The organism is Parabacteroides sp. AF17-28, assembly GCF_003479205.1.
In the GTDB taxonomy this organism is placed as follows: Bacteria; Bacteroidota; Bacteroidia; order Bacteroidales; family Tannerellaceae; genus Parabacteroides; species Parabacteroides acidifaciens.
In genome coordinates this window covers 1-16,534 of the sequence record NZ_QUGV01000020.1, presented here as the reverse complement: position 1 = coordinate 16,534, position 16,534 = coordinate 1, and the positions used below count along the sequence as shown (strand labels likewise).

The 16,534-nt window shown below is 42.3% G+C and carries 14 protein-coding genes; 9 read left to right on the top strand and 5 right to left on the bottom strand.

Annotation, left to right across the window (positions count from 1 at the left end; genetic code table 11):
- The first annotated feature begins 33 nt into the window (after window positions 1-33).
- Window positions 34-483, top strand: coding sequence for a PepSY-like domain-containing protein (locus DWW90_RS14255; protein WP_122345474.1), 450 nt, complete (start codon window positions 34-36; stop codon window positions 481-483).
- Between the two features lie 9 nt (window positions 484-492).
- On the opposite strand, the gene DWW90_RS14250 is transcribed toward DWW90_RS14255, so the two are convergent.
- Window positions 493-1,125: a DUF3256 family protein gene (locus tag DWW90_RS14250; protein WP_122345441.1), complete on the bottom strand. Its 633-nt coding sequence runs from the start codon at window positions 1,123-1,125 to the stop codon at window positions 493-495.
- An 82-nt stretch (window positions 1,126-1,207) separates the two neighbouring features.
- Here DWW90_RS14250 and DWW90_RS14245 point away from each other — a divergent pair, with 82 nt between their 5' ends.
- Together DWW90_RS14245 and DWW90_RS14240 are read left to right on the top strand one after the other, a co-directional pair.
- Window positions 1,208-1,405, top strand: coding sequence for a transcriptional regulator (locus DWW90_RS14245; protein ID WP_122345440.1), 198 nt, complete (start codon window positions 1,208-1,210; stop codon window positions 1,403-1,405).
- A complete protein-coding gene (locus DWW90_RS14240; protein WP_122345439.1) occupies window positions 1,393-1,674 on the top strand; it encodes a virulence protein in 282 nt (93 codons plus the stop codon). Before DWW90_RS14245 ends, DWW90_RS14240 begins: the two co-directional genes overlap by 13 nt.
- Before the next feature lie 3 nt (window positions 1,675-1,677).
- On the opposite strand, the gene DWW90_RS14235 is transcribed toward DWW90_RS14240, so the two are convergent.
- Together DWW90_RS14235 and truA are read right to left on the bottom strand one after the other, a co-directional pair.
- Window positions 1,678-2,574 (bottom strand): DMT family transporter, encoded by an 897-nt coding sequence (locus DWW90_RS14235; protein ID WP_122331348.1) that lies wholly within the window; start codon window positions 2,572-2,574, stop codon window positions 1,678-1,680.
- A 33-nt stretch (window positions 2,575-2,607) separates the two neighbouring features.
- On the bottom strand, window positions 2,608-3,357 hold the full coding sequence (gene truA, locus DWW90_RS14230; protein ID WP_122331349.1) for a tRNA pseudouridine(38-40) synthase TruA: 750 nt from the start codon (window positions 3,355-3,357) through the stop codon (window positions 2,608-2,610).
- 126 nt (window positions 3,358-3,483) lie between these two features.
- Between truA and DWW90_RS14225 the strand changes: the two genes are divergently transcribed.
- Both DWW90_RS14225 and DWW90_RS14220 read left to right on the top strand, forming a co-directional pair.
- On the top strand, window positions 3,484-5,082 hold the full coding sequence (locus DWW90_RS14225) for an aspartate:alanine exchanger family transporter (protein ID WP_115499909.1): 1,599 nt from the start codon (window positions 3,484-3,486) through the stop codon (window positions 5,080-5,082).
- Between the two features lie 158 nt (window positions 5,083-5,240).
- Window positions 5,241-7,373 (top strand): HRDC domain-containing protein, encoded by a 2,133-nt coding sequence (locus DWW90_RS14220; protein ID WP_122345438.1) that lies wholly within the window; start codon window positions 5,241-5,243, stop codon window positions 7,371-7,373.
- A gap of 82 nt (window positions 7,374-7,455) precedes the next feature.
- Here the strand turns inward: DWW90_RS14220 and DWW90_RS14215 are convergent, their stop codons facing one another.
- Window positions 7,456-8,034: an RNA polymerase sigma-70 factor gene (locus tag DWW90_RS14215; protein WP_122331352.1), complete on the bottom strand. Its 579-nt coding sequence runs from the start codon at window positions 8,032-8,034 to the stop codon at window positions 7,456-7,458.
- Between the two features lie 537 nt (window positions 8,035-8,571).
- Between DWW90_RS14215 and DWW90_RS14210 the strand changes: the two genes are divergently transcribed.
- The 4 genes from DWW90_RS14210 (at window position 8,572) to DWW90_RS14195 (ending at window position 16,344) form a co-directional block, all read left to right on the top strand.
- Entirely contained in the window at window positions 8,572-9,459 is an 888-nt protein-coding gene (locus DWW90_RS14210; RefSeq protein WP_115501370.1) for a FecR family protein, read from the top strand.
- 173 nt (window positions 9,460-9,632) lie between these two features.
- Window positions 9,633-13,016, top strand: a complete 3,384-nt coding sequence (locus DWW90_RS14205) for a TonB-dependent receptor (protein WP_122345437.1) — start codon at window positions 9,633-9,635, stop codon at window positions 13,014-13,016.
- A gap of 11 nt (window positions 13,017-13,027) precedes the next feature.
- A complete protein-coding gene (locus DWW90_RS14200) occupies window positions 13,028-14,794 on the top strand; it encodes a RagB/SusD family nutrient uptake outer membrane protein (protein WP_122345436.1) in 1,767 nt (588 codons plus the stop codon).
- Window positions 14,795-14,871: 77 nt separating this feature from the next.
- Window positions 14,872-16,344: a sulfatase gene (locus tag DWW90_RS14195; RefSeq protein ID WP_122345435.1), complete on the top strand. Its 1,473-nt coding sequence runs from the start codon at window positions 14,872-14,874 to the stop codon at window positions 16,342-16,344.
- Between the two features lie 91 nt (window positions 16,345-16,435).
- Here DWW90_RS14195 and DWW90_RS20855 read toward each other — a convergent pair.
- On the bottom strand, window positions 16,436-16,534 hold a 99-nt coding region (locus DWW90_RS20855), incomplete at its 5' end, for a putative oxidoreductase C-terminal domain-containing protein (RefSeq protein WP_147382438.1).

Below are 16,534 nucleotides of genomic sequence, written 5' to 3'. Positions count from 1 at the left end.
GCAATGAACAATAATTATAAAAAACAACAAGTCATGAAAACTAAATTATCCGTATTACTCTTGTGCCTGTGCAGCCTCACCTTGTTCGCCTCATGCAACAACAGCCGGCAAAAAGTATCAACTGAAAACATCTCAACTTCCATTCTGAATTTTCTGAAGCACAAATATCCGACCGCCACAATCCTAAAAACAGAGAAAGAGCACGACGGGACGGAAGTCGATATCCGGGAAAAGAATATACATAAGGAAATTTGGTTCGACACAAGAGACCAATGGGTATCGACAAAATGGGAAATCGGCAGCCGGGATGTGCCTGTCGCCATTATGGATGCACTGTTGAGTTCTGCCTACAGCGGATACAGGATAGATGATATTACGGTGATCGAAAAGCCTGACGGGCTGTTCTATGATTTCGAGCTGAAACAAGATAACAACGAAATACACGTCGTATTCGATTCCGAGGCACAGATCGTCATTAAATGAACGGACCTTTTATTTGAAATGGAATTTCTCCCATGTATATACTTTAGGAGTATTTTTCAAGAAAGGTTCAACCCGCTTGCGTTCTGCCTGCGACAAATATTGAGGAGTCGTATATTCGACAGTCAACGTTTGGTTGTCAGAGCTAAGTGAATACTTCCTCAAATCCATATCCAGGCGGGTTGTCGCTTCTGTAAAAGAGATGCTGTTTTTATCCGCATCGTCTTTAATAAACCATTCTGCCGGTACGGGAGTGTACAGGTCTGCGGCTTCCAGCGGCTTCCAGTCTGTCGTAAAAAACTCGATCTGGCTGTCGGGAACCGGACCATAAACAGTTGTTATCATACAAACAACATAAGTATCGTTGACCAACGGAAGCAACTTCATTTCTACCGTACTGCGATCCGTCACCTGCAACAACAAATAGTCATCCGTCAGCTTCTTCAGCATTGAAAAGCCGTTCATCGTATTTTTCAACTTCGCCTCTTTCCCTGTGTTATACAAATCGATCAAATCCTTACGCCAGGCATTCTCCAATTGGGGAACATACTGGTCCGGCATAACGACAAAAATAGCATCCATCTGCTGCGCCTTCATCCCCCACACAAACACACAAAGCAATATAGTCAGTAAAAATCGTTTCATTTCTTAATTTGAATTTAGCAGGACAAAGATAAAAATAAAATACCTACCTTTGCCATAAGTAATCGTAAAAGGTAACACATATATGAAAACAGTAGGAGATAAAGTATTAATTTCCCCAGATCTTACCCACTTACCGGATTGGATAGAAGGGACAGTTATTGAAGTGGAAAATAACCCATTCGTGGGAGTTGTCATCTCTGCTGAGACGGAAGACGGAAATGTCTTCTTCGGAAAAGAAGACTTGTTCAAACCTCAAAATCGGAAAGTATGTTTGCCATAAGCTTTGACATGTCGGTTTCCGTACTTGAAGAATCTTACGGAAAGCCCTATAACCGTGCTTATTTCGAAATAAAAGAAGTTTTGAAGAAAAACGGGTTTGAGTGGATTCAAGGAAGCACCTACCTCACAGCAAGTGACGATTTGGGAAACCTCTTCAGAGCAATAGAAGCTCTGAAAAAGATTCAATGGTTCCGGGAATCAGTCCGTGACATCAGAGGCTATAAAGTTGAGAACTGGTCAAACTTTACTGATATAGTCAAAGACATTTAGAGCTTAGCGCGTACCGAGATACAGGAATATCATTCCTAATAATACTAAAAACAGATCGATCGCTTTGCTTTTGAGGTTCTTCTCGTGGAAGAATAAAGCACCGGCTATAAAGGTTACGAGGACATTGCTGCGGCGTACCATCGAAACGATCGAGATCATCGAACCGGGGAAAGTCAATGCATAAAAATAAATCCAGTCCGCTATACACAAAAAGACAGAAATAAAGATGATGTTCCAGTGCCAGACAAACGGCGTCGTGTTTTTCCGGCGCGGATACCAAAGAAACAACAGGATCGGAAGCATCATCAGGCATTGATAGACATTAAACCAGACCTGTACTGTCATCACATCCAAGCTGCCCATCAGGTGTTTGTCATACAAACCGCTTGCCGCCCCGGTAAGGATGGACAATATGGTAAAAAATATCCATTTATTATGCGTAAAACGAATTCCCTCTTTTTTCCCCGACGAAGAAAGGAGGTAGAAAGAAGCGATGGAAAGAATCACCCCGATCCACTGGTACAGGTTCAGCCGCTCGCCGAAGATAAGCATGGCCCCCACCAATGTCACGACCGGTTGTGTCGCCTTGATCGGTCCGGTGATAGTCAGAGGCAGATGCTTCAGGGCAAAGTAACCGAATATCCAAGACGACAGCACAATCACAGCCTTTATGAACACAGCCACATGCGTCTCGAACGGGACACGCGGCACATAGAGCATCGTCCCGTCGAGCACATCCGTACAAAAAGACAGGATAATAAAAGGTACGAAAATAAGACTGCTTATCAACGTATTGAAGAACAGGACCGGAATAACAGCATTCCCGTCCAATGATATCTTTTTATTTACTTCATAACAACCTAAAAGGAAGGCGGACATGAAGGCTAATGCGAGCCACATAATAATTGAAAATTGAGAATTGACAATTGAAAATTATATAAAAACGGTTTCGGGATAGGTGACGTCGACCAAGTACAAGGCATGGCCAGGAGCGGAGGTGCCGGCGCGGCCGCGGTCTTTGGCTTCGATTACCTGGCGGAAACCTTCTATAGAGAGCTTGCCCCGGCCGACTTCCAGCAGAGTACCGACAATGGCACGCACCATATTACGCAGGAAACGGTCGGCCTGTATGGTGAAAACCCAAACGTCGCCTTCTTTCTCCCATCCGGCTTTATAGATACGGCAGTTATTTGTTTTCACGTCCGTATGCAGTTTGCTGAAACTGGTGAAATCTATATAGTCGAACAAAACCTGACAGGCACGATTCATCGCCTCGAAATCCAGTTTGCCGGACATCTTATAGACCAGCTCATAGTTGAACGGATCTTTCTGTGTCGTAATATAATATTTGTAAGTACGCGAAGTGGCATCGAAACGGGCATGCGCATCCGGACACACCGGTACGATCCGGTAGACCGCAATATCTTTGGGAAGAAGGCGGTTCAGCTTTTCCGCAAGAAAAGCCAGGTCGGCAATCGGCTCCGCCCAATCGAAATGAGCCACCATGAGGCGGGCATGCACACCGGCATCCGTCCGTCCGGCTCCCACTATCGGGACCGGCTGGCGCAAGATGGTTGCCAACGCCTCCTCTATACATTGCTGCACCGTCACACCATTCGGTTGCACCTGCCAGCCACAAAACTTCTTGCCGTTATAACCTAAATAAATAAAGTATCTGTTCACGTCGGAATTTCCTGCTACTGTTTAATTTCGGATACAAAGGTAACAGAAATCTCACCAGGAGATTGCCCATAAAAAGAGAAAAGTGTAATTTTGCAAACATAAATCTTCACAACAAAACTATTTGACATGTTTGAAACATTGCTTCAATCGTCTTATTTTGCCTTGTTCCTGATTATCGCCTTAGGGTTCATGTTAGGCAGAATACAGATCAAAGGTCTCTCACTCGACGTATCGGCTGTTATCTTTATCGCCCTTCTTTTCGGGCACTACGGAGTAGTCATTCCGAAAGAGTTAGGTAACTTCGGTTTGGTATTGTTCATCTTCACGATCGGCATACAGGCAGGTCCCGGGTTCTTCGACTCGTTCCGATCAAAAGGGAAAACGCTGATTATACTCACCTTGCTGATTGTCGGCTCCGCCAGCCTCACAGGCCTGATATTGAAATATGTGATGGGGATCGACACGCCGAGCCTGGTCGGGCTGATCGCCGGTGCACTGACCAGTACGCCGGGGCTTGCCGTCGCGATAGACAGCACGCATTCGTCTTCCGCCTCCATTGCCTACGGTATCGCTTATCCGTTCGGGGTAATCGGAGTCATTCTTTTCATCAAACTGCTGCCGAAGCTCCTGCGTAAAGACCTGATCGCCGAAGCCAAAGCACTCGAGGCACAGCGGAGAGGGAAATATCCGCCCCTACATACGGCCACATTCCTCGTTTCCAATATACATGTTTTCATGAAATCATTGGCACATTTACAGCTCCGAACAATGACAGGCGCCGTCGTTTCCCGTGTGGAGCACAACGATAAAATCAGTATTCCCACGGCAGACACCATCCTGCACGAAGGGGATATGATCAAGGCTGTCGGAAACGACAAGTCTTTGGAACAACTATCGCTGCTTATCGGAGAACGGGTGAACAACGACTTGCCCTTCGGCAGCACCCAGGAACTGCAATCCATGCTGGTGACCAACAAAAACGTAATCAACAAAAGCCTCGGCTACCTCAACCTGCAAAGCACCTTCTGCTGTACCGTCACCCGTGTACGCCGAAGCGGGATCGACCTTCCTCCCGAACCGGACCTGCTGCTGAAATTCGGTGACAAACTGATGGTTGCCGGAGAGAAAGAAGACCTCAAAGAGTTGGGACAGGTTTTAGGCAATGACGAAAAAAGACTTTCCGACACGGACTTCTTCCCGATTGCGGCCGGTATCGTACTCGGCGTTTTGTTCGGAAAGCTGAACATATCGTTTTCCGACTCTTTCTCTTTCTCGCCGGGACTGACGGGAGGAATCCTGATCGTAGCCCTCATACTGAGTGCAATCGGCAAAACGGGACCGATCATCTGGTCTATGTCCGGTTCGGCCAACCAGTTGCTGCGCCAGATCGGATTGCTGCTGTTCCTTGCCGAAGTCGGAACATCCGCCGGTGTCAACTTGGTGTCGACATTCCAGGAAAGCGGTTGGACACTGTTCGGCATCGGTATGGCGATCACAATGGTACCAATGATTGTAGCCGTAGTGTTCGGACATTTTGTCTTTAAAATCCATATTCTGGACCTGATCGGTACGATTGCCGGAGGAATGACCAGTACGCCGGGGCTTGCGGCAGCCGATTCGATGAGCGACAGTTCCGCCCCGAGCATCGCTTATGCGACTGTCTATCCGATCGCAATGGTCTTCCTGATCCTTTTCATCCAGTTCATCGCCGCATTAGTAGTTTAAGAAATAGCGAAACGGCAGGCTTCTCCGATGTAATGTTTGGAGAAATCTGCCGTTTTTTCGACTTCGCAAAGCAATAAAATACAAAAATTGCACGTAATTTCTTGCCCAAAGCCATAAACTTTAATACATTTGCAATGTATCATTAATTTCTAAGTACCATGCAAACAAACCAACAATTTGACCTCGCCTTCAACTTACTGCAGAATACCGGAACCAACCTCTTTCTGACAGGTAAAGCCGGAACGGGCAAAACTACATTTCTAAAAAGACTAAAAGAGGTGTCTCCCAAACGAATGATCGTCGTCGCCCCTACCGGAGTCGCCGCCATCAATGCAGGAGGAGTCACAATCCATTCTTTCTTCCAGCTACCGTTTGGGCCCTACATTCCGTCTTCTCCTGAATACCAGGGAGGCAAACAGGATTTCAAGAACCAGTTCCGCAAAGATAAGATCAATATCATCCGCAGTATGGACCTGCTTGTGATCGACGAGGTCAGCATGGTACGTGCCGACCTGCTGGATGCAATCAGCGACGTCCTGCGCCGGTATAAAGACCATAATAAACCCTTCGGCGGTGTCCAACTGTTACTGATCGGCGATTTGCAACAGTTAGCCCCTGTCGCCAAAGATGATGAATGGAACCTGCTGAAAGAGCACTATCCGTCAACTTTCTTTTTCGACAGCAAGGCCCTGTCGGAAAGCAATTATTTCTGCATCGAACTGACGCATGTCTACCGCCAGAGCGACACGTCATTCATCAACCTGCTGAATAATATCCGCGAAAACAAATTCGACGATGATACATTATACCGGCTGAACCAACGATACATTCCCGACTTTCAGCCGGACGAACGCGCCGGCTACATCACGCTGACGACTCACAACTACCAGGCGCAGCAGATCAACAACCGGAAATTAGCGGAACTGTCCGGTCAGGCTTACACCTTTTCGGCCGAGATCAACAACGATTTCCCCGAATACTCTTATCCGACGGACGACAAGCTAACACTGAAATGCGGCGCGCAAGTCATGTTCGTCAAAAACGACTCTTCCCCGGAGAAGCGTTATTACAATGGCAAGATCGGTAAAGTCGTCTTTATCAATCCGAGCAAGATAACAGTTGTTGACAAAGAAGGAAACGAAATCATCGTCGAGAAGGAAACCTGGAACAACGTAAAATACACGATCAACCCGGAGACACAGGAAATTACAGAAACAATATCCGGCACTTTCAGCCAATATCCGCTGAAAACAGCTTGGGCCATCACCATTCACAAAAGCCAGGGGCTGACTTTCGAGCATGCGATTATCGACGCTTCGGCCGCCTTTTCGCATGGACAGGTGTATGTGGCGTTGAGCCGTTGCAAGACACTGGAAGGACTTGTACTGAGCAGCCAGATCACCCGCAACGCCATGATCAGCGACGGACGGATAGAGGCGTTTACCTCATCGGTCGACAGCCGCCGGCCGGGCGAGGACCAGATCCGGAGAGCCCAACAACAATACTTCACAGAGCTGATCTGCGAGTTGTTCGACTTCAATAATCTTCAGCAACGCCTGCAATATGCCGCCTTCACTGTATATGGAAATCTGCAAAAGCTATATCCGGAACTAAGTGTCCAGTATTCCAACACCCGCGATGTGTTTCGCTCGACAATTACAGATGTCGGCGAACGTTTCATCCAGCAATTAAAACGGATGATCGCAGAGAATCCTGACAATTACCTGCATGACGAGAGAATCCAGGAACGGGTCCGCAAAGGCGTCGCTTACTTCCTGGAACAGATAGACCGTCTTTGTACGCCCCTGCAAGAAGCATCCGATAATGTGGAAATCGATAATAAGGAAGTCCGCAAGACAGTCACCAACGCATTCAACAAACTGAACGAAGACCTCCGCATCAAGCTATCGGCACTGCAAGGATGTAAAGACGAGTTCACGATCTCGGGCTATCTGTCGGCCAAAGCAAAAGCAAGCATTGAACAACCGGCAAAAGCACCTGCCCGCAAACGCTCTGAAAGGTCTTCCAAACAGGAAAAACAGGAAATATCGACAGATATCAAATATCCGGAACTATATGCCCGCCTGAGACAATGGCGCTATGAACTTTCCGTCGAAAAAGACCTCCCTCCTTACACGATCCTGCAGCAAAAAGCATTGATCGGTGTGGTCAACACTTTACCGGTCAGTGGCCGCGACCTGCTCAGCATACCCGGTATCGGGAAAAAGATCGTAGAAAACTATGGCGCAAAGCTCTTGGAGATTGTCGATGAATTTAAAAGGGATCAATAGAGAATCTTTCCGGTATAAGGACTGTTACGATTATCCGTATATCTGCTAAAGACACAAAAGATTTTTGATTATATCCGGAAGACTAAAGTAAAAGGAGCATAAAGCCTTTTACCTGCTTATATTGCTGGTTTACATACTCAGCAATACGTTTATAAGCTTTTGCGATATGAATATTAACAGTCTTTTCACTAATACTTAAAACATCCGCAATTTCCCGGTTCTTTAATTTATCTGATAAGACAAGACGAAATACTTCTTTGCATTTCGGAGGTAAAGAATCAATGGCCTGCTGAACCAATATCTGATATTCTTCATCCAACAAACTTTTTTCCGGAGAATCAGAATCTGGTATCAACTCTATTTCATATAAAGAATAAGAATCTTTTTCTTGTACATATCCTCTTCTTATATAATGCAGAGCCTGATTTTTCACGGATATATACAAATAACGTTCCGGTTCTTTCACATAGGATAGCGTTTTCCCCTTCTGCCAGACAACCGTAAAAACATCCAAGACGGCCTCTTCTGCCAATTCACGAGAGTGCAGATAATAATAAGCAAGATGAAACAAACGCCGGGAATAAGTTTCAAACAATAGTCTGAATGCCGTTTCATCTCCTCTGATTGCTTTATTAAAAAGGGATATGATACTCTCCTCCATCTCAGATATAGTTTCTTCAATAATATATTAAGGTGGTAAATGTAAGTAAAAATTTTAAACTCAAGAAGGGACTTACTAAAATAAACGCTATCCCTAACACTTAGCTCTGGTTGTATGTTTCACTTTTTCTTACAACTGTATCTGTATAAGCAAGCGGAAAGGTCTTGGCTTGGCAAGATCGGCTATAAAATGGTATTGCAGTACTTCATGGGGTTATAGTGCCGTAAAGGAATGAATAACCCGGCAGATAGAATGAACGATGCAGGATGTGTGCTCCTTCCATACCTACCCGCTATTCATGTTACAGCCGTGAAACAAAAGAAATCCAACTGTAACATAGAAGGAAGACAGTTGTGACATGAAAAGAATACAACCGTAACATGCAATAGAGGACCGGTGTTTATCCGTTATTGATTCACTTTTTGCCAAAAGTGAATCAATAAATAAATACAATCACCCTTCAATTATTTTTTATACTTCGAATAGGAGTTTTTCACTTCACTTGTCATCTCTATTTATACAAAGTATCAGAACAAGATGGAAGATAGACAAAACAATAATGAACTCGAATCACTGGCAAAGCGTATACATTTCAAGTCTTTGCCATTTGATGAAAAACAGGCATTCAATCGTTTAACAGACAGAGCAAAATGGCCTGTCGTTATTTCTTATGCCGGAAAAGGGAATCCGGCATGGAAATATTTATCCATAGCAGCTTCCATTGCCTTTCTGTTGGTTACAAGTATCCTCTTGATTGACAAGGCCCCCAAACCCGAACTTGTCTATTATGAAACAACGGCCGTTCCTGATGCAAAAACAAAAATAACACTACCGGACAGTAGTGTCGTATGGTTAAATGCCAATGCCTGCCTGCGTTATCCGAGAGAGTTCAGCGAACATACCCGCCAGGTTGAAATAAAAGGAGAAGCATTCTTTGAAATCCGGAAAGATGAAAAAAAGCCCTTTATCGTTCAAACAGACAGGATCGGAATCCGGGTATTGGGTACGACTTTTAATGTAGACGCAGAGCCGGATAAGACAGAAGTAACTCTTCTCACCGGGAAAGTCAGTTTATATAGAAAAGAGAACCTGTCACAAATAGCAGACCGGATATTATCTCCCGGTGAACGGGCCGTCTTTTACAAGTCCAATAATAATCTGATAGTTTCAACCATACGTCCAGAAAGTATTACTTCATGGATTACCGGCAAATTTATATTCAGAGACAGTTCTTTAGAAGAAATCATGCAGGAACTTCAAAGGGCTTTCCACGTAAAAATACATATTGAAAGCGAAAATCTGCGCAAACAGACATTCAATGCCGACTTCACCGGGAAAGAAACATTAGATGAAATATTGTCTATTATGCAAATATCCGCCCGCTATCAGATAGAAAAGCAAAAAGGAGAAATCTTTTTAAAATAAATACAATGTCAAACCACAAAATGTAATAAATATGGATAGTACATGAGAAACACGTATTAATCCGCACCGCCGGATATAAAAAAGAATTGGGAATGTTGCGACCATTTCCCAATTCTATTGTCAACCGACAGGGATATCCCTGTCAAGTATAAAAAATTAATACCCACAAAATTATGGATAAAATTTTATTTATCAGGCAAAATCATAAAGATTTTACCTGGAAGGAATATTATACCTCATCGAAAAAGGTTTTTAAACATAAAATCTGTGTTACAACTTTTTTATTGCTTCTACTTATGAATCTTTCATTTGTACACGCACAGACTATAAAACTCTCCCTGAACAGGCAAAATGCATCATTCGAAGAGATATTCAATGAAATAGAAGAAAAAACCGGATATAAATTCGTTTATAAAACTTCTGATATTGACCGAAATGAAAGGACCTCTATCCAGGAAACCAATCTGGATTTAAATGAAATCCTACGAAACTTATTCCGAAGCAAAAGAAACATTTCTTTTCGCATTTCTAATAAACATATTGCCTTATTCAAGACCCAAATCAAAGCTGTTTCCGGAACCGTTCTCGATTCACAGGGAGAACCTGTCATCGGAGCCAATGTCATAATCAAGGGAACCACAAATGGCACTATCACTGATGTCGATGGCAAATTTAGTATGGAAGCTACTGAAGGAGACATCTTACAAGTCTCTTATATTGGTTATAACACACAAGAAATTACCGTCAACCAACAATCTGTACTGAAAATAATTTTAAAGGATGATCAGCAAATACTGGAAGAGGTTGTTGTAATCGGTTACGGAGCTGTAAAGAAAAAAGACCTCACCGGAGCTATCGCCCAAGTAAAAACAGATAAATATGCAACACAGCAAAATACAAATGTACTGGATATGTTGAATGGAACAGTGGCAGGTTTTAATTCTAATATCGGGACATCTGCTTCGGGTGCAAACGAGATGGAAATTAGAGGCCCGGCTTCCCTTTCTGCAAACAACTCACCTCTGGTTGTTTTGGACGGTGTGATTTTTAACGGCTCCATAAACGATATTAACCCCTCTGATATTGAAACAGTCGATGTACTGAAAGATGCCAGTTCTGCTGCAGTTTACGGTTCCCGTTCTGCTGCAGGTGTCGTAATCATCAATACCAAACAAGGAAAAGGTGAAAAAATGAGTATCAATTTCTCCGCCCAACTGGGCTTGACCGATTTCACTAAGAATATCCGCCCTAATGATCTGGATGGCTTCCTTCAACGCAGACAAGACTTCCAACGTAGAATAAACCCGGACAAACCTGAAGGATATTATAATAACCCTAATCAATTGCCCGAAGGTATCGACGTAAATACCTGGCAAAATTATGATGCATCATACCAGTCCGACCCACTTATGACTTGGATGACACGCTTGAATCTGCGCGATATCGAACAACAAAATTATCTGAATGGAAATACCTATGACTGGTATGGAGAAGCAACCCGCCCGGGGCTGAGACAAAATTACAATGTCAATATATCCGGAGGCATCGGAAAAACTAAATATTACTGGTCACTAGGCTATACAGACAACCAAGGATATATAAAAGGAGATGAATATAAAACAATCCGCTCCCGTATCAATGCAGACACTAAAGTCGCTGAATTTCTCACGGTAGGGATCAATGCGCAATTCAGCAATAAAGATGAAAGCTATGAAGCTATCAAATTATCTAATATAAGGCGTCAAAGTCCCTTAGGACAACCTTATGATGAAAACGGAGATTTAAAATGGTATCCTCATGATGATTCCGGAATTGAACAAAACCCATTTCTCCTTTACGAAATGAGAGATAAGTTTAATGTCACCCAAAATCTATTTGCTACCATATATGCAGATTTGAAACTACCATTTGGCTTTAGTTATAAAGTGTCTTTTATTAATCGCTACGATTGGCAAAAAAACTATTATTATGATCCGTCAACTATCCCAAGCGGAAACAAAACAGGTGGATTTGGACAACGAATCAACTATTCTCTCTATGAATGGCAAATAGATAATATCATTTCCTGGAAGAAGACTTTTGGAATTCATGATTTCTATGCAACATTCTTATACAACGCAGAAAAGAAACAGACTTGGAAAGATACCAGCGAGAACATAAACTTCACACCCAGCGAAGCCTTAGGATTTCACCAATTAGGAACCGGAGGATCACCCACCATTAAAAACGAAGATACCTACTCGACCGGTACAGCAATTATGGGACGCTTGAATTACACACTCATGAATCGCTATTTGCTGACACTATCCATACGTAGGGACGGATATTCGGCTTTTGGAATGGAAAATCCGTACGCGACTTTCCCATCCGGAGCATTAGCCTGGAATATGTCTGACGAATCTTTCTTTAATGTCAAATGGATAGACAATCTTAAGATCAGAGCTTCATATGGAATAAACGGTAATAGGGACATCGGGATTTATGATGCCCTGGCAAAACTCGAAACGAATAAATACCTGACTGAAAATACTTTAATTTCGGGTATTTATAGTAGCTCGCTGGCCAACCAATATCTAAAATGGGAAAAAACAAAAGCTTTGAATTTTGGTTTGGATTTCTCTATTTTAGGCAATCGCTTAAATGGTTCAGTCGATTATTACAGCATGATCACTAACGACTTGCTACTAAAACGCAGCTTGCCTACAATTATCGGATATGATAATGTCATGTCAAACATGGGTGAATTACAAAACAAAGGATTTGAAATGACTCTTAACAGTTATAATATCCAAAATAAAGATTTCAATTGGAATTCAACATTGACCTTTTCTTTTAACAGAAACAAGATCAAACATCTTTATGGAGAAATGGTTAACATATTGGATGAAAATGGCAATGTAATCGGCCAAAAAGAAGGAGACGATATCGACAACGGATGGTTCATCGGACAGTCTATAGACCGGATATGGAATTACAAATTTTTAGGTATTTATCAACTTGGAGAAGAAGAACAAGCCAAGTCATTCGGAAAAGCTCCAGGTGATGTCAAATTATTTGATCCTAATGGAGACGGTGTGTCCACACAGGAAGATAAAGTATTCCAGGGTTACACAAAGCCCCGTTTTCGCTTAGGACTTCGAAATGACTTTACCCTTTTCAAAAACTTCCAGATATCCTGCTTTATTCGTGCAGACTTAGGACATTGGAGAGAGAACGATCTGCTAAGCAGCAAGTCTGAAGTTGAAGACAGAAGCAACAATTACGCACTCCCCTATTGGACTCCAGAAAATCCGACAAACAAATATACCAGATTAAATACAGTAAACACTCCCGGATACAGTATTTATGAAAAAAGCAGCTTTGTTCGTCTACAAGATCTATCCATCGCTTATAATATCCCGGAAAATATTATCAAGAATCTAAAAGTAGGACATTGTAAAGTATATTTGAGTGGACGTAATCTAATAACATTTACAAAATGGTCCGGATGGGATCCTGAATCAGGAAATACTCCTATGCCTCGGATCTTCACTTTCGGAATTGATGTAACACTATAAATAATCACATTATGAAGAATTGGATAAAATATATTATTTATGCATCTCTATTTACAACTATTTCTTGTGGAGATGATTTTCTGGAAATAAAACCTCTATCTATTTTCACTCCTGAATCTATATATACGGATAAAGCCGGATTTGAAGGTGTATTAGTCAACCTTCGCAAAAACTTACGTCCCGATTTTTATGGAGAAGGAGGAGGATTAGCATCTGAACTGATAGCTTCCGATATTGCAATCAGTGCCAATAAAGCTGCCAGTGCCATTCATAATTTCGATATTCAAGTATTGCCGACCGGAACCGGCACAACCTACGATTTTCACGAAATCTGGACAAGAGGCTATAACCAGATACGAAATGCAAACGTGATTCTGTCACGTATCGATAACGGCAAATTTGATACGGAAGAGATTAAAAATGCAATTATTGCCGAAGCTTATTTCCACAGGGCTTACTGGTACTACAGGTTGGTACATCTATATGGAGACGTTCCTTTCTTGAATATCGAGCACACTGCCCCCAAAATAGACTTCTACACTCATTCAAGAAAAACGATTTTGGCAAAAATAGAGGAAGATTTGATCTGGGCTGTAAAATGGTTACCTCAAACCGCAGTACCGGGAGCCGTATCGAGAGCGGCCGGGAACCATTTATTAACCAAAATATATTTAGCTAACGGGAAATTTACCGAGGCAGTCGAATCTTCATCTTTAGTTATTAATGACGGTATTCACTCCCTGATGACCGACCGCTTTGGAGTGGATGCATCCGATCCGAAATACAATACGATTTGGGATTTGCACCAAAAAGACAATAAAAGTTCATCTTCAAACAAAGAGGGGATTCTGGTTGTACAAGAACGCTACGGGTTCCCAGAAGCGGAAATTAAAGGTGGAACTCAGGCAATGCGCCGTTATGTTCCTTCTTGGTGGAATGCTTCCTACATGAAAGATCCTGACGGGAAAAGAGGTACTATCGATACTCAAGGGAATGAATTTGTGATAAAAGTTGGAAGAGGCGTCGGCTATGTTCGTCCGTGCAGCTATTATAACTATGAAATATGGGATAATTGTAACAAAGATTTACGGCACGATAACCAAGTGAATTGGTTCTCTGTTGATAAGTTTATTTACAACAATCCGTCTTCCAAATACTTTGGGCAACCCGTACAGATACAATATACAAATCCCAAAGATACAATCCACTGTTGGTATCCCTTTCCTTATTACAAAGTATATGTAGAAGACGAAGAAAGACCCGATCAACCCTACGGAGGACATTCCGACTGGTATCTATTCAGATTAGCAGAAACTTATCTTTTAAGAGCTGAAGCGTATTTCTGGTTAAATCAGACAGATAAAGCCGCAGAAGATATCAACACAGTAAGAGTACGCGCAAAAGCCGATCCCATTACAGCTTCCCAAGTCTCAATAGGATACATTTTAGACGAAAGAGCCAGAGAACTATTTGCAGAAGAATTCCGTAAAACAGAATTAACCCGAATTGCTTTTATCATGGCAGATAAAGGATTAAATGGTTATTCTTCTGATAACTTCTCCGAAAAAAATTTCTGGTACGATCGTACAATGGCAAAAAATGAATTTTATAAAGCCGGTAACGTATTATGGGGAACAAATGTATTCAACCACGTTCTTTGGCCCATTCCGGCAAACGCTATCGACAGCAATCAGGGAGGAACTATCAATCAAAATAAAGGGTATATCGGATATGAGAAAAATATACCTCCACTAACTGTCATAGACGATCAACAATAAGTTTCCAGCCAACCGGTACATAGCAACCGGTTGGCTATATTAACAATACATTTTTATTCATGTCTAAATTATGCATCATGAAAAATAATTATCCTCTATTATCTGCTTGCCTGCTGACCTTATCTCTACAAAGTCATGCACAACAAAAAATAAATAATACAAAACCCAATATTCTTTTTATATGCGTGGATGACCTCCGCAGGGAATTGGGTGCTTATGGTTCTATTGTGAAAACTCCGAATATCGATCGGCTGGCTTCACAGGGCAGTTTGTTTTTTCAACACTATGTACAAGTCCCGACAAGTGGAGCATCACGAGCCAGCATGCTAACAGGACATTTTCCTAAAGACAAATCGGATCTTTCCAACGAAGCATGTCGAACAAGACTGTCAGACAAACCGGAAGGGGAAATCCCCGAAACGATGTTCCACCACCTGCGAAGAAACGGATATTATACTGTAGGTATCGGGAAAATAAGTCATTATGTAGATGGATGTCTATACGGCTATGAAGCTCCCAAGACTGATAAGCCGGAGCTTCCCTATAGTTGGGACGAAATGTTATTCGATGCAGGGAAATGGGGAAATGGCTGGAATGCCTTCTTTGGATACGCAGACGGAAGTAACCGGCAAAGCCATAAAAAACAAGTAAAGCCATATGAGTGTGCAGATGTTGCAGATGAAGGTTATCCCGATGGGTTAACTGCTAATTTGGCGGTCAAGAAGATAAAGGAATTAACGACAAAAAATGAGCCATTCTGTCTGGCAGTCGGCTTTTTTAAACCTCATTTGCCTTTTACATCTCCTAAAAAGTACTGGGATATGTATGAGGAATCATCTATCCCCATCTCCCCTATGCCAGATATTCCGGAAGGGTGTGATCCTATCAGTCTGCATGAGAGTGCAGAGTTCAAAAGTTATCAATTAGGAGATGAAATGCCATTCATCGAAAAAAGAGTTTCGGATGATTATGCCCGCAAACTTCGACATGCCTATTTTGCTTGCGTAAGTTATATGGATGCCCAAGTTGGAAAAGTTTTAGATGCTCTCGAAGCCAGTGGAAAAATAGATAACACGATTATTATTTTATGGGGAGACCACGGATGGCACTTAGGAGATCTTCGTGTTTGGGGAAAACATACCTTACATGAAACATCTCTAAGCAGTGCACTCGTAATAAAAGCTCCCGGATGCAAGCAAGGGATAAAAAATAAACGGATCGTCAATTCTATCGACATTTATCCAACTCTCATGGAACTTTGTAAAATTCCTTTACCTGCAGGATTGGACGGGCTTAGTTTTGCGACCTTGCTAAACAAACCGAATGACAAAAAATGGATCGATGCAGCTTATAGCTATTATCGGAACTGCATTACACTCCGAACTCCGGAATATCGCTTCACACGCTATAACAAGAAAGGAGAAATCATTACCGAGCTCTACCAATATGATGAGGACCGCATTGAACGAAAAAATATAGCAAAAGAAAAGCCTGACGTTGTACAAAAGCTACTACCACTATGGGAACAAGGTGTAAGATTTGATTTTTAATCACCTGGCTCTCGAAAAAACAAAAAATGGAATTGTTATAAAGCATACAAACATTTATAACAACTCCATTTTTTTATTATTATAGCTAAATCTATTTCGTTTTCGCTTTTGCCATATCCAAAGCAGAAGTCGTTGTATAATACTTAGCCAGCATATTCGGAACTTCCCATTCCGGCAATTTGCCATCCTT

What these genes read in the sequence shown, in the direction of transcription:
- DWW90_RS14205 (WP_122345437.1), top strand. Translation starts at nt 9,633, where the DNA reads ATGGATAAAATTTTATTTATCAGGCAAAATCATAAAGATTTTACCTGG.
- DWW90_RS14220 (WP_122345438.1), top strand. Translation starts at nt 5,241, where the DNA reads ATGCAAACAAACCAACAATTTGACCTCGCCTTCAACTTACTGCAGAAT.
- DWW90_RS14225 (WP_115499909.1), top strand. Translation starts at nt 3,484, where the DNA reads ATGTTTGAAACATTGCTTCAATCGTCTTATTTTGCCTTGTTCCTGATT.
- DWW90_RS14255 (WP_122345474.1), top strand. Translation starts at nt 34, where the DNA reads ATGAAAACTAAATTATCCGTATTACTCTTGTGCCTGTGCAGCCTCACC.
- DWW90_RS14200 (WP_122345436.1), top strand. Translation starts at nt 13,028, where the DNA reads ATGAAGAATTGGATAAAATATATTATTTATGCATCTCTATTTACAACT.
- DWW90_RS14245 (WP_122345440.1), top strand. Translation starts at nt 1,208, where the DNA reads ATGAAAACAGTAGGAGATAAAGTATTAATTTCCCCAGATCTTACCCAC.
- DWW90_RS14215 (WP_122331352.1), bottom strand. Translation starts at nt 8,034, where the DNA reads ATGGAGGAGAGTATCATATCCCTTTTTAATAAAGCAATCAGAGGAGAT.
- DWW90_RS14195 (WP_122345435.1), top strand. Translation starts at nt 14,872, where the DNA reads ATGAAAAATAATTATCCTCTATTATCTGCTTGCCTGCTGACCTTATCT.
- DWW90_RS14250 (WP_122345441.1), bottom strand. Translation starts at nt 1,125, where the DNA reads ATGAAACGATTTTTACTGACTATATTGCTTTGTGTGTTTGTGTGGGGG.
- DWW90_RS14240 (WP_122345439.1), top strand. Translation starts at nt 1,393, where the DNA reads ATGTTTGCCATAAGCTTTGACATGTCGGTTTCCGTACTTGAAGAATCT.
- DWW90_RS14210 (WP_115501370.1), top strand. Translation starts at nt 8,572, where the DNA reads ATGGAAGATAGACAAAACAATAATGAACTCGAATCACTGGCAAAGCGT.
- DWW90_RS14235 (WP_122331348.1), bottom strand. Translation starts at nt 2,574, where the DNA reads ATGTGGCTCGCATTAGCCTTCATGTCCGCCTTCCTTTTAGGTTGTTAT.